Source organism: Acinetobacter cumulans (assembly GCF_003024525.3).
GTDB lineage: Bacteria > Pseudomonadota > Gammaproteobacteria > Pseudomonadales > Moraxellaceae > Acinetobacter > Acinetobacter cumulans.
The window spans coordinates 160,392-172,963 of sequence record NZ_CP035934.2 but is presented as its reverse complement, the minus strand read 5'-3'; the positions used below and the strand labels follow the sequence as shown (position 1 = coordinate 172,963).

The window sequence follows — 12,572 nt, the reverse complement described above, 5'->3', positions numbered from 1 at the left end:
TGTATTATACGTGGCATGCGGGAATAGCTCAGTTGGTAGAGCATAACCTTGCCAAGGTTGGGGTCGGGAGTTCGAGTCTCCTTTCCCGCTCAAAATTTTTTCATTCGGTTTTTTATTTAAAAAATTGGATAGACTCCGCGGGAATAGCTCAGTTGGTAGAGCATAACCTTGCCAAGGTTGGGGTCGGGAGTTCGAGTCTCCTTTCCCGCTCCAAATTCAAAAAGCCCTCATCGAAAGATGGGGGCTTTTTTATTGTTGATTTAATTAATGTTTTTTAATCTAATTAGAATTATTTACTAAAGCCTACTTATAAGTTTTATTAGTCGTCCCTATCTTCGGTGACCAAGATGTGACCATTTTGTGCCACCACATTATAAATAACTTTAAATAACTTTAAATAACCTCAAATTTCACCAAATTATATGTACTTTATAACTCATCCAAAACCAAAAACTGGACCTAGAAAATAGAATTTTAGTTCAAGGTTTGAACTAATTTTCTTAAATTTGTGACCAATCAATTTTTTCATGTGACCATCGGTGACCAAAAAATTACAATAAAAAAGTGAGTTCTTTCACCATCGAAGTAATTATTCAAAAATATAATCGACCCCTTAATAAAAAATTTTAACGATCATCCTAATCATAGACTGAATTTGTGACCAACTGACATTTTGATGTGACCATCTGTGACCAAAATACAATATATATTATTGATTATTTTCATTTTGTTTAAAAATTAATAAATCACCAACTTCTACATTTAAAGCCACACAAATCTTATCAATTGTCTCAAAATCAATTCTGACTGATTCATCGTTATAGAGCTTATGCAATGTAGATTTATTTATTCCTGTACTTCTAACTAAATCAGCTACTTTTAACTTTCGCTCAGCTAGTAAAACTGCCAAGTTTGAAATAATCATAAAATCTCCTACTTAAATGGTAAAAAGTACTTGTAAAGTAATAAAAATATGATAAATTACGCCTAAGGAATAATTTTTCCTAGTTACCTGGTAAAAATCAGAGGCTTTATTATGTCATATACCTATCTTACAGCCCAACAACTGGCTGAAAAAATTCAGTACGACGCTTTTACTATTCGCAACCAACTGAAGGATAGTGTCTTTATTGAAGGTGTGCACTACATCCGTCCTTTCGGTGGTCGTAAAATTCTTTTTGTTTGGGAACGCATTGAAACTGAAATGCTTAAATTTACTGGTTTAAGCATGGATGCTTTGCAATAAGTTTCAGGAGGTCTAACTGATGGCTACCATCCGAGAACGAAGCGGCAAACTGATTGCCGATTTCCGCTACATGGGCATTCGTTGCAGAGAAACACCCAATCTTGAAGACAACGCCTATAATCGTCGCATTTTGAAAAAACGTCTCGAGCAGCTTGAAGCTGAAATTACTTTGGGAACTTTCGAATATGAAAAGTACTTCCCCAAAAGTAAACGTGTCGAGCAGTTTAAGGAAAAAAGAAGTCAGCAAATCGCTGTACAAACTAAAGTTCCTCTTTTTAAAGAGTTTACTGAATTATGGTTTAAACAAAAACAGATTGAGTGGAGAACATCTTATCAACATAAGATTTCAATCATTATTAAAAATTATTTGATTCCTGCTTTTGGTAATCAGGTTCTCTCGAAAATCAAGAAGTCAGACTTGCTGAACTTCCGTGCTTCCCTCGCCAAAGTGACTCACGGAAAAGATCAGACAAGTCTAAAAGCATCGAGGATCAATCAAATCATGACGCCTTTACGTATGATACTCAATGATGCGGCTGAACGATACGAGTTTGAGTCGCCTTATAAAAATATTAACAATCTGAAGGAAAGCAAGATTGAAGTCACACCTTTTTCTCTGGAAGAGGTGCATAAAATTCTTACCACAGTGCGTGAAGACTTCCGCCCCTATTACACCATTCGCTTTTTTACGGGTATGCGTACCAGTGAAATCGATGGTCTGCAATGGAAAAATGTGGACTTACAACGTCGGGAAATCCACATTCGTGAAGCGTTAGTGAATGGTGTGCTTGGTGGAACCAAAACTTATGGTTCTGACCGCACGATCCAGATGAATGACCGGGCGTACCAAGCCTTTCTGCAACAGAAAAGCTTAAATAATGGTAAATCCAGTTTTGTCTTCTGTATGGCAGTGAACCTGGACAGCAAATCAAGGTTGATAAGCTTAAATTTCTAAGCTGCCTATATGGCAGTGAACAGCAAGGCCACACCACCGACAATAGCGATATTTTTCTAAGCTGCCTATATGGCAGTGAACCGCCGTGCTGTTTTTAGTCTGACGCTTTTTATTTTCTAAGCTGCCTATATGGCAGTGAATATTGAGATCTCACACCGTCATCGCATTCCGCTTTTCTAAGCTGCCTATATACGATCTAGCTGCAATTTCCTATGATGGATTCATCAGGAACAGGAAGTTCCACACAATAATAAGAACATAGATACGCACAAGGACTGTAAGGTACGACAGGAGTTATACCGAGCGAACCCATACGAAAAAGCCCAACAGGATGTTGGGCTTTTTATTATCTACATTTAAGGGTTAATCAATCTTAGTCGATTCATTTTGGTTGATAAATTTAATCAGCGCATTTTGGACAAACTCATCAAGTTCAATCTCTTTTTCTTTTATGATGGTTTCTATCTTTGCTATAGTTTCGCTTTCTAAATCGAACTCTATTTCAGCTGATGTTTCCATAAGTAAATCATAGTTATTTTCGACCATCTTTTTAAAGGTTTCTTTTAGATCATTTTTCGATGGAATATTGAAAGATAAGCGTAATGAGCTATTGATAATTTCAACATGGGTATACCCTAAATATTCAGTACTTTTTCCAACAAATCCTAAGTGCTTCATAAAAAACCTTAAATGAATATAGTAAATAGCTCTCAAAGGAGAGCCATTTAAATTAAGCCAGACTCTCTTTTACAAATTTTGGATCAACAATAAATAATCGAATAAGCGATGTTGCTGCTCCTGATGGTCTTCTCGCACCTTGTTCCCAGGATTCAAGGGTACGTCTTGATACGCCAAGAATCTTAGCAAACTGATCTTGTGTTAGTTGAGCCTTTCTACGAGCTAACGCAACATCTGTCTCAGTGATTACTGTTCTTTTCGCTGCATTATTAGCAAGCATATCGTCGATGCCTTGTAATATTTCAGCTTCAATATCCCTAGTTTCTTCAAAAGATTGCAGTTCTTTTTCAGTCATTAAACGAGTCATTTAGTTTCTCCACCAATGTTTGAAGAGTCTTCTTACTAAGCTGTACAGTTTGCTTTTTACTGTACAAGGTTAATAACCAAATCTCTCCATTTGCTAAACGATTAAAGTAGATGACTCTGACACCACCACTTTTACCTCTACTACCGCTAGTCCATCTAATCTTACGAATACCGCCTGCATTAGGCTCAACATCTCCTGCTTCAGGGTTTAATGCTAAAAATGTTTTGAATTCCTCATATTCTTCCTGAGTCCAATAAACAAGACAGTATTTAGTAAATAATGGGGTCTCACATATTGTATACATTTCTTGCATTCATACTACCTTGTAGTAGTTTATTTTATACCACTTTGTGGTATTTTTAAATACTAATTTTTAATTCATAGGATTAAAGACGATGTACTATTTTGCAGAGGATCCCTTCTAGGTAATGTTACCTAGGAGGAACAATGAAAAGACTAAAACATCAATACAGGCAATCAATACAAAGTACTCGACATGATTATCTTTGGAAAATTTACCCTAATGTCAGAAGCTCTATATTTAAGAAATTCAGTACTCAGCAAGAACGTAGCTTTTATTTCTTACATCGTATTGAATACAAAAGCTATTCGCTTAAAATTCGTGTAGCACGTGGTACAGGCTTACCTCATGTTTGGGATGATTTTCCGACTTACGTTTATAAAGTTGCTAAAAGTTGGAAACATAATTCTAAGAGAGCACATCAGTACTACAAAGAACATGAGCAAAAATAAAAAATGGGAGCTGATAGCTCCCATTTTTTTATGTTATTCCCAAGTAGAAATGTCCTACCTACTAACCAAATAGAAATGTCCTATATGGACATTTCCAAGTCAAGCACAGGATTTAGATTTCGTTCTTTGATTGCTGTTTTCTGTGCACGTCTGCTTGGCATCTTTTGAGAACGATTACGTTTGTTTTGCTGTTCCAGTTCTTCATGCTGTTGTTGGACATGATTCAGAACAGCACTCAACCGTTTATTCTCAACAATCTCTCGCTGATTCAGCTGACTTAATTTATCGAAGAGGCTGTAATTGATCTTTCGGCTATTATGCATGATGGCTACAGTACCATCCGGGTATTCCAGGAACTCAAGATACTTACCGATCAACCTCTGATTTTCTTCGGTGTTTTCCAAGAGATATACGCATTTATCATAAGTAATCGTCAGGCTATTCGTGACTCTGCGGGGTTCACGCCAGGTAAAAACATCATCTAATTCTTCGGCTGTTTCAGCGATAGGTCGATGTAGATCCTTGGGATTAAAAGCCATCTTGGCGAATTTACGATTAAATTGCTCAATAAAGCACGGCAGCCACTTATTGGCATCTGCAATTGAACTGATGCCTTCTAGACGCATCTCCTTAATCAGACGATCCTGAAGTGTTCTATTCGCTCGTTCTACACGACCTTTGGCTTGAGGGGAGTTAGCGAAAATGATATCGATGTTGAGAGTGCTCAGAACACGTCCGAACTGGGTAATCTTGGTGTCTTTCTTGCTACTTTGATTCACCCTAAAAACTGAATGTTTGTCACTGTAAAATGCCAATGGCTTACCATGCTGTTCGATATATAAACGTGTTGAAATCATATAGTCAAAAGTTGATTCTGACTCACAAAAGCGTAAATGCTGTAATTTGCCTGTGGCATCATCAATGAACACCAGTAGACAGCATTTAGTAGCGCGTCCTTCAAACCCGTCATGGTGTGAGCCATCAATTTGGATCAGTTCACCAAAGCAATCCCGGTTGTAACGAGGCTGATACAGGCGCTTGGATCGAGGAATCCATAAGTCAGCTGCAATCATCCAGGAACGCAGGGTTTCTACTGAAAGATCGAATCCATGTACGGTGGTGAGCTTTTCATGCGCTAAAGTGGGTCCGAAACCATGGAGTTGGTCAGAAACAATATTGAGGCATTTGAGTCTGAGTTCTTCAGGAAGTTTGGAATTGCTGATTTGGCCACGACCGGCATGGGCTAATGCAACTGGACCTTGGGCTTTGTATTTCTGCAGTAAGCGTCTGATCTGACGTTCTGAAATATGAAGTAGCTGAGCAGCCTGAGATTGAGTTATGCGTTGATCGCAGATTTCCTGCAAGACCGACAATCGTTTAAGTTCTTTCTCCGACATAGACACCAACATATCAAACCGTCCGCTAAGGAAATTGCAAAAGTGCATATTCTAAAAGCGGACATTTTTACTTTGGAGAAACCGGACATTTCTATTTTGGAGTTACAATGGATGCTATTCACCAATTAAAATGTCTATGCGATAAACCATTTAAAATGTCCTGTTTTTAACTGCAAGAGTCAAGAACAGGATTTAAATATCTTTGTTCAATAACAGCTTTCTGAGCTTTACGACTCGGCATACTTTTCTTGAGACGGGAACGTTTATTCTGTTTCTCCAACTCCTCATGTTGCTGCTGGATATGGGCCAGAACCGAGCCTAATCTTTTATTCTCAACCACTGCATTTTGCTGCAGTCCAGCCAGTTTATTGAAGACGCTATAGTTGATCTTCCGTCCTTCATGCATGATTGCCACAGTACCATCCGGGTACTCCAGAAATGAAATGTATAGCCCAACAAGCTTATGATTCAGCTCTGTCGGTTCAAGCATATAAATACACTTGTCATAGGTCAGGGTCAGATTCTTGGTGACCTTACGCGGTTCCTGCCAGGTAAAAATATCATCCAGTTCAAGATCAGATTCGCTTAATGGCCGATGCAGGTTCTTTGAGTTTCGCGCACATTTGGCGAACTTCTGATTGAACTGCTCAATAAAGCAGGGTAACCATATATTGGCCTCTGCAATCGAACTGATGCCTTCTAGACGCATCTCCTTAATCAGACGATCCTGAAGTGTTCTATTCGCTCGTTCTACACGACCTTTGGCTTGAGGGGAGTTAGCGAAAATGATATCGATGTTGAGAGTGCTCAGAACACGTCCGAACTGGGTAATCTTGGTGTCTTTCTTGCTACTTTGATTCACCCTAAAAACTGAATGTTTGTCACTGTAAAATGCCAATGGCTTACCATGCTGTTCGATATATAAACGTGTTGAAATCATATAGTCAAAAGTTGATTCTGACTCACAAAAGCGTAAATGCTGTAATTTGCCTGTGGCATCATCAATGAACACCAGTAGACAGCATTTAGTAGCGCGTCCTTCAAACCCGTCATGGTGTGAGCCATCAATTTGGATCAGTTCACCAAAGCAATCCCGGTTGTAACGAGGCTGATACAGGCGCTTGGATCGAGGAATCCATAAGTCAGCTGCAATCATCCAGGAACGCAGGGTTTCTACTGAAAGATCGAATCCATGTACGGTGGTGAGCTTTTCATGCGCTAAAGTGGGTCCGAAACCATGGAGTTGGTCAGAAACAATATTGAGGCATTTGAGTCTGAGTTCTTCAGGAAGTTTGGAATTGCTGATTTGGCCACGACCGGCATGGGCTAATGCAACTGGACCTTGGGCTTTGTATTTCTGCAGTAAGCGTCTGATCTGACGTTCTGAAATATGAAGTAGCTGAGCAGCCTGAGATTGAGTTATGCGTTGATCGCAGATTTCCTGCAAGACCGACAATCGTTTAAGTTCTTTCTCCGACATAGACACCAACATATCAAACCGTCCGCTAAGGAAATTGCAAAAGTGCATATTCTAAAAGCGGACATTTTTATTGGTGAGAATATAGACACTTTAAATGGGTTCTAACAATGGAAATTCGTATAACAGCCATTATGTTAAATGGATTTAATCAGGTGTTTTATTTTTTTCAAAAATTTTGAAAGATATATGGAAAGCAATAGCCCAAAAAAACCAACCAAAAATATTTGAACCAATAGTGTCATTGTAATTTAGAGGAACTAGTAAAAACTTGATGATTAGACCATATATACTATAGATGACTATCCAGGCTAATAAGACTTGAGATAATTTTTCAAATTTCAGATTCAATTTTTCATATTTATTTTTTGATAGATATTTGAAATTTATAGCTCCAAAAAACATTCCAGAAAGGATGCAGATGATAAGAAACACAGGAAGTGAACCAAAGGCCATCGACTTACCTTCAATTTCTCGAATAACATACATGATGCATGCAAACGGTATGCCCCACCCTAATCCACCATACAAAAATATCCACTTGAACTGATTGCTCATACAATTCCTATTTTTAATTGTATACACATCTTAAATGCATTCATTTTGAATCTAATCTTTGAGCAAGTTTAATGCCCAAAAATATTGCTAATATTAGGAAAATAAGATGGATATTTTCTACCATGAAAGGGCTTTGTTGCACAAACTTATCTGTAAAGGCTTTTTCAGCGATATAATTTTCAAATGAAGAAGCCTACACACAACATCTACCGCACAACCAATTGGCCCGCATATAACCGAGCACTCATGAGTCGCGGAAATATTGCCATTTGGTTTGATCCTGCTACGCAATGGTATGCGCCATCAAAAGGCAAACAAGGGCGAAATCAAACCTACTCCGACGCAGCCATCCAATGCTGCTTAATGATTAAATCCTTATTCCGTCTGTCTTTACGTATGGTTACTGGCTTTGTGCAAAGTCTGATTATACTTTGCAGATTAAATTGGACAGCACCAGATTACAGTACGCTTTGTAGAAGACAAAAGCATATTGATATTGCAATCAGCTACCAAAAAAGTAGCGATGGGCTGCATCTACTCATGGACTCTACAGGCATGAAGTTTCTAGGTGAGAGCGAATGGAAGCGCAAGAAACATGGACCTGAATATCGTCGCCAAGGGCGTAAACTTCATATTGGTATAGATGCTAAAACCCTACAAATACGAGCAGTTCAGCTTACAACCAATAATGTCAGTGATTCACAGGTGCTTGGTGATTTACTTAATCAGATTCCACAAGATGAGCAGATTGACTCTGTTTATACCGATGGAGCTTATGACACCAAGCAATGCCGTCAGGTCATTGCAGATCGGCAAGGGCATGCGGTGATTCCACCTAGAAAAAATGCGAAACCATGGAAAGATACAAAGAGTAGCTCCCTAGAGCGAAATGAATTACTTCGAACAATTAAACGTTTAGGCAGGACACTATGGAAAAAATGGTCAGGCTATCATCGGCGAAGTTTGGTTGAAACTAAGATGCATTGCATCAAATTATTAGGAGATAAACTCAGTGCAAGGAGTTTTGATAGCCAAGTGAATGAGATCCATGCACGTGTAGCAGTCCTTAACAGATTTACGGAATTAGGTCGACCACTTACCCAAGTTACGCCTTAAATTTAGCTCAATTAGGGGCGCTTTGCATTTCAAATCTTTGTGCAACAAAGCCGTGCAAAAGTGTTTTGAGGAAGCAGTATTCTGGTGCAATTACAGAAGACACAAGGCAATTATGAATACGTGCTATCTGCCCTGCCTTCTGAAGCTAGAAAGAAGGAATCATGTTTTTCAAAATTAATGATAATTATTATCAATTAAAAATTAAGATTTATCAAGCTTGTGTTTCAAACATCTTTGCCTTAGCAGCATGACATAACACTATGTTTTAAAAAATTTTAATTGTTGTTTAATTTAATATAAATCTTCTAAAGTCAAATATTTAAAAAACATTAGATATAAATTTTCTTTGCCAAGAATAAAACCTTATACATGGTAGGTCTTTGGTAGGTGTATTTTTTTTAAGTGCTATTGAATACTCATTTTAGGGTAAGCATCACCCATAACAATGATGATAAATAATGGTAGAAGGAATCGCACCATGGCTTTTAAAAATATTGCAGATCAAACAAACGGTTTTTACATCCCTTGTGTTTCACTTTTCGGCCCAGGCTGTGCCAAAGAAATTGGTGCAAAAGCACAAAATCTCGGTGCCAAAAAAGCATTGATCGTCACCGATGCTGGCCTGTTTAAATTTGGCGTCGCGGACACCATCGCAGGCTATCTGAAAGAAGCTGGCGTAGATAGCCATATTTTCCCTGGCGCAGAACCTAATCCGACCGACATTAACGTGCATAATGGCGTAAAAGAATATAACGACCAAGGCTGTGATTTTATTGTGTCACTGGGTGGTGGTTCTTCACATGACTGTGCCAAAGGCATTGGCTTGGTAACCGCAGGTGGTGGCCATATCCGTGATTATGAAGGCATTGATAAAAGCACCGTGCCTATGACACCGTTGATTGCGATTAATACCACTGCGGGTACGGCTTCAGAAATGACACGTTTCTGTATTATTACCAACACAGACACGCACGTAAAAATGGCTATTGTGGACTGGCGCTGTACCCCACTCATCGCAATTGATGATCCAAAACTCATGATCGCAAAACCTGCTGCGCTTACAGCAGCAACAGGTATGGATGCCCTTACACATGCGGTCGAAGCTTATGTATCTACAGCAGCCAACCCAATTACCGACGCTTGCGCAGAAAAAGCCATCAGCATGATCAGTGAATGGCTGAGCCCAGCTGTGGCAAATGGTGAAAACCTAGAAGCACGTGATGCGATGAGCTATGCACAATATCTTGCAGGTATGGCTTTTAACAACGCATCATTAGGTTATGTACATGCAATGGCGCATCAATTAGGCGGTTTCTACAACCTACCACATGGTGTCTGCAATGCCGTATTACTACCGCATGTATGCGAGTTTAATTTAATCGCTTGTCCAGACCGCTATGCCCGTATTGCGCAGTTGATGGGCGTAAATACAGACGGACTGACTATCAATGAAGCAGCCTTTGCAGCCATTGATGCGATACGTGCACTGTCTGCATCTATTGGTATTCCTTCTAGCTTGTTAGAGCTTGGCGTAAAAGAACAAGATCTCAGCGTTATGTCTGAAAATGCGCAAAAAGATGCCTGCATGCTGACCAACCCACGCAAAGCAACACATGCACAAGTGGTCGATATCTTTAAAGCCGCATTAAAGCCAAGCGCAACTGTACAGAGCTTTAAAGCAGCAGGCTAAGCAATAAGTACTCTCCCACCCCAACTGCACTTTAAGCGCTTAATCCATTCATCGCGCGCTTAAAGTGCTTTTTAGCTTTGCTGTTGACAAAATTCCATAGTTCATCAAGGATGAGAGGCATCCGCGGCAATAAAAACAGAGCAAAATATGTCAGCAGTCCACACCTCTCCAACCTATCAGCCCGATCACCTTGGTACAGGCTATGAGCAAACCACTTTAAACTTTCCAGACGATTTTGAAGGTGCTGTTACAGCGACTTTAGTTTGAAAAAAAGCCGACACAGCTACAAAAAAAGCCGTTTTATACATTCATGGTTTTATTGATTATTTTTATCAGACTGAAATGGCTGAGCAGTTTAATCAGCACGGTTTCGATTTTTATGCACTGGATTTACGTAAATACGGGCGCTCAATTCTGCCACATCAAAAATATTATAATGTGCGTGACATTAGCGAATATGAGGCGGAAATTGATCAAGCGCTCGAGATTATTGGCACCGAAGGCCATGATGAAGTTTTGCTCTGTGGGCACTCTACAGGTGGTTTAACTACGACCTTATATGCATCACATCATCCGAATCATCCGCTGATTAAAGCGCTCTGGGTCAACAGTCCTTTTTATGATTTCAATATGAATCCAATTAAGCGCAAATTGGGTGTGCCACAGTTGAGCCGTGTTGGAAAATTATTTCCAGATTTACAATTTCCCAGCGAACTCCATAAATGGTATACCGCTAGCCTACATAAGGATTTAAAGGGCGAATGGGGCTTTAGCCTTGACTGGAAAAAAAGCAAATATCCAATGGTTCGTCTGAGTTTTGTGACTGCTATACATGAAGCGCAAAAAGAAATTCATCAAGGTGTGCAAATCGATGTACCAGTATTGGTGATGCACTCACATCAAACCAAGAATCCACGTAAATGGGGCAAAGATGCGCAAAGTAGCGATGTGATTTTAGGCGTCAAAGACATTCAAAAATATGCTGAGAAAATTCAGGGTGATGTCAGTATTCAAAGCATTAAAAATGGCTTGCATGATTTGGTGCTGTCCGAAAAATCCGTACGACACAATGTCTATCAGCAACTATTCAACTGGCTGGACAGCAAAGGGCTGTAATACTACAACTTAGTTACCGTTGAATGCTTTGCTCCGAAGTAGATGCTGATGCACGGGATGATTCTTCGGCATCAACTCAATCAATCTTTCTACTGCATCAACGGCTTCTGGAAAACGCGCGACGTGCTTGAGCAACACATCGGTTTCATCGGCCTTAAAAATTGCATCACTCAAACGTGACTCTAAGCAGTCACGCCATGTACATAAAAACGGGCTTTCAGTTTTTGCTAAAAATACGCCCGAACATAACTTTAAAGCCGACTCAGTATAGCCTGCATCCAGTGCTTGTTCTGCCTGTAAAAAATCTGCCTCCACGTTGGCTAAAATTCGATATGGCCGTGAGCCCAGCATGCCTCCCAGCACATCACGTAGCTGTGACATTTCGGCCTTTAAAGTGCCTATACTAACTTTGCGCTCACCATATAAAGCCTGATGTAAAGTATCTAAGGTCATGCCCTGCGGACAGAGTGCAAGAATGGTTAAAATTTCAATTTGGCGCGGTGTCATCACCAGCATTTTGCCGTTAAACAAAACCTGTGAAGCTGCGAATGCACGGATATATAACTGCTGTTGATGTTGTTCGAGTAATGCCGCCTGCACAATGGACGCACAGCGTTCAGCAGCCAGCAAACCTAAGCTGTTGTGATGTTGCCATGTGGTCGATAAGTCAATCACGCCCAACACTTGTTTTGAATAGGGATCAATAATTGGTGCTGCATAGCAGACCCAGTCATGAATGGAAGTCATATAGTGTTCATTGGAAAACACACAGCTGGATTGTTGCGTCTTTAGCGACAATGCCAAAGCATTGGTTCCAACCAATTCTTCTTTCCACTGTCCGCCCTGCATAAAGTGCACGCTTTCGGCAGCGCTTTGCATTTGCCGACTGGATGCACTCCAGACAATGGTGCTCCCCACATCGCCCACAGCCACAACCATTGATGACTGCTCAGCAATATGTTTCAAGTCATCTGCGCAGCGATTTAGAGCGCGTTGCAATGCATCGGGCACTTGCTCCCTATCTTGTTGCAGTGGCGCTGCAATTCTGTCTTTAGGAATAGCTGCAGAATGTGATCTGCGCCACGAACTATGAATACTCTGTCCCAGCTGTTCCGCATGCTGTGGCGAGAGGCTATTACTTTGTCTAAACTGTTCTATTTGCTTACGTTTTTCAATTAAATTTTTCATCTCTGCCATCCTAGAGTTTCTCAACTCGGGT

12 protein-coding genes, 2 tRNA genes and 2 pseudogenes are annotated in these 12,572 nt (G+C 40.0%); 8 read left to right on the top strand and 8 right to left on the bottom strand.

Features of this window, described 5'->3' with window-relative positions:
• The first annotated feature begins 17 nt into the window (after positions 1–17).
• Positions 18–90: transfer RNA gene (locus C9E88_RS00735), tRNA-Gly, on the top strand.
• 47 nt (positions 91–137) lie between these two features.
• Positions 138–213 (top strand) — tRNA-Gly (locus C9E88_RS00730).
• A 496-nt stretch (positions 214–709) separates the two neighbouring features.
• Here C9E88_RS00730 and C9E88_RS00725 read toward each other — a convergent pair.
• A complete protein-coding gene (locus C9E88_RS00725; RefSeq protein ID WP_106985268.1) occupies positions 710–925 on the bottom strand; it encodes a helix-turn-helix domain-containing protein in 216 nt (71 codons plus the stop codon).
• Between the two features lie 111 nt (positions 926–1,036).
• Here C9E88_RS00725 and C9E88_RS00720 point away from each other — a divergent pair, with 111 nt between their 5' ends.
• Together C9E88_RS00720 and C9E88_RS00715 are read left to right on the top strand one after the other, a co-directional pair.
• Positions 1,037–1,246, top strand: coding sequence for a hypothetical protein (locus tag C9E88_RS00720; RefSeq protein WP_106985267.1), 210 nt, complete (start codon positions 1,037–1,039; stop codon positions 1,244–1,246).
• 19 nt (positions 1,247–1,265) lie between these two features.
• Positions 1,266–2,150, top strand: a pseudogene (locus C9E88_RS00715) (Arm DNA-binding domain-containing protein); the annotation flags it as partial.
• A gap of 414 nt (positions 2,151–2,564) precedes the next feature.
• Here C9E88_RS00715 and C9E88_RS00710 read toward each other — a convergent pair.
• Genes C9E88_RS00710 through C9E88_RS00700 form a run of 3 tightly spaced genes read right to left on the bottom strand, consistent with a single transcriptional unit; the run spans position 2,565 to position 3,550 of the window.
• Complete coding sequence (locus C9E88_RS00710) at positions 2,565–2,879, bottom strand: hypothetical protein (protein ID WP_106985266.1); 315 nt, start codon at positions 2,877–2,879, stop codon at positions 2,565–2,567.
• A gap of 52 nt (positions 2,880–2,931) precedes the next feature.
• Positions 2,932–3,246: a helix-turn-helix domain-containing protein gene (locus C9E88_RS00705; RefSeq protein ID WP_078390454.1), complete on the bottom strand. Its 315-nt coding sequence runs from the start codon at positions 3,244–3,246 to the stop codon at positions 2,932–2,934.
• The gene (locus C9E88_RS00700) at positions 3,227–3,550 is read right to left on the bottom strand and encodes a transcriptional regulator (RefSeq protein ID WP_078390456.1); all 324 of its coding nucleotides are present in this window, start codon (positions 3,548–3,550) and stop codon (positions 3,227–3,229) included. The genes C9E88_RS00705 and C9E88_RS00700 overlap by 20 nt, the downstream gene beginning before the upstream one ends.
• Before the next feature lie 143 nt (positions 3,551–3,693).
• Between C9E88_RS00700 and C9E88_RS00695 the strand changes: the two genes are divergently transcribed.
• A complete protein-coding gene (locus C9E88_RS00695) occupies positions 3,694–3,999 on the top strand; it encodes a hypothetical protein (protein ID WP_106985265.1) in 306 nt (101 codons plus the stop codon).
• An 80-nt stretch (positions 4,000–4,079) separates the two neighbouring features.
• On the opposite strand, the gene C9E88_RS00690 is transcribed toward C9E88_RS00695, so the two are convergent.
• The 3 genes from C9E88_RS00690 to C9E88_RS17680 all read right to left on the bottom strand — a co-directional run bounded on the left by C9E88_RS00690 (position 4,080) and on the right by C9E88_RS17680 (position 7,431).
• On the bottom strand, positions 4,080–5,396 hold the full coding sequence (locus C9E88_RS00690; RefSeq protein ID WP_137287899.1) for an ISNCY family transposase: 1,317 nt from the start codon (positions 5,394–5,396) through the stop codon (positions 4,080–4,082).
• A gap of 166 nt (positions 5,397–5,562) precedes the next feature.
• Positions 5,563–6,876, bottom strand: coding sequence for an ISNCY family transposase (locus tag C9E88_RS00685; protein WP_171501778.1), 1,314 nt, complete (start codon positions 6,874–6,876; stop codon positions 5,563–5,565).
• A gap of 144 nt (positions 6,877–7,020) precedes the next feature.
• On the bottom strand, positions 7,021–7,431 hold the full coding sequence (locus C9E88_RS17680) for a hypothetical protein (RefSeq protein WP_178962386.1): 411 nt from the start codon (positions 7,429–7,431) through the stop codon (positions 7,021–7,023).
• A gap of 183 nt (positions 7,432–7,614) precedes the next feature.
• Here C9E88_RS17680 and C9E88_RS00675 point away from each other — a divergent pair, with 183 nt between their 5' ends.
• From C9E88_RS00675 to C9E88_RS00665, 3 genes and pseudogenes are all read left to right on the top strand, one after another.
• Positions 7,615–8,547, top strand: a complete 933-nt coding sequence (locus C9E88_RS00675) for an IS5 family transposase (RefSeq protein ID WP_137287902.1) — start codon at positions 7,615–7,617, stop codon at positions 8,545–8,547.
• 478 nt (positions 8,548–9,025) lie between these two features.
• Positions 9,026–10,237, top strand: a complete 1,212-nt coding sequence (gene mdh, locus C9E88_RS00670; RefSeq protein ID WP_106986755.1) for an iron-dependent methanol dehydrogenase — start codon at positions 9,026–9,028, stop codon at positions 10,235–10,237.
• A gap of 147 nt (positions 10,238–10,384) precedes the next feature.
• A pseudogene (locus C9E88_RS00665) lies at positions 10,385–11,353 on the top strand (alpha/beta hydrolase).
• 9 nt (positions 11,354–11,362) lie between these two features.
• Here the strand turns inward: C9E88_RS00665 and C9E88_RS00660 are convergent.
• Complete coding sequence (locus C9E88_RS00660) at positions 11,363–12,550, bottom strand: sigma-54-dependent transcriptional regulator family protein (protein ID WP_106986754.1); 1,188 nt, start codon at positions 12,548–12,550, stop codon at positions 11,363–11,365.
• Positions 12,551–12,572: the final 22 nt, after the last annotated feature.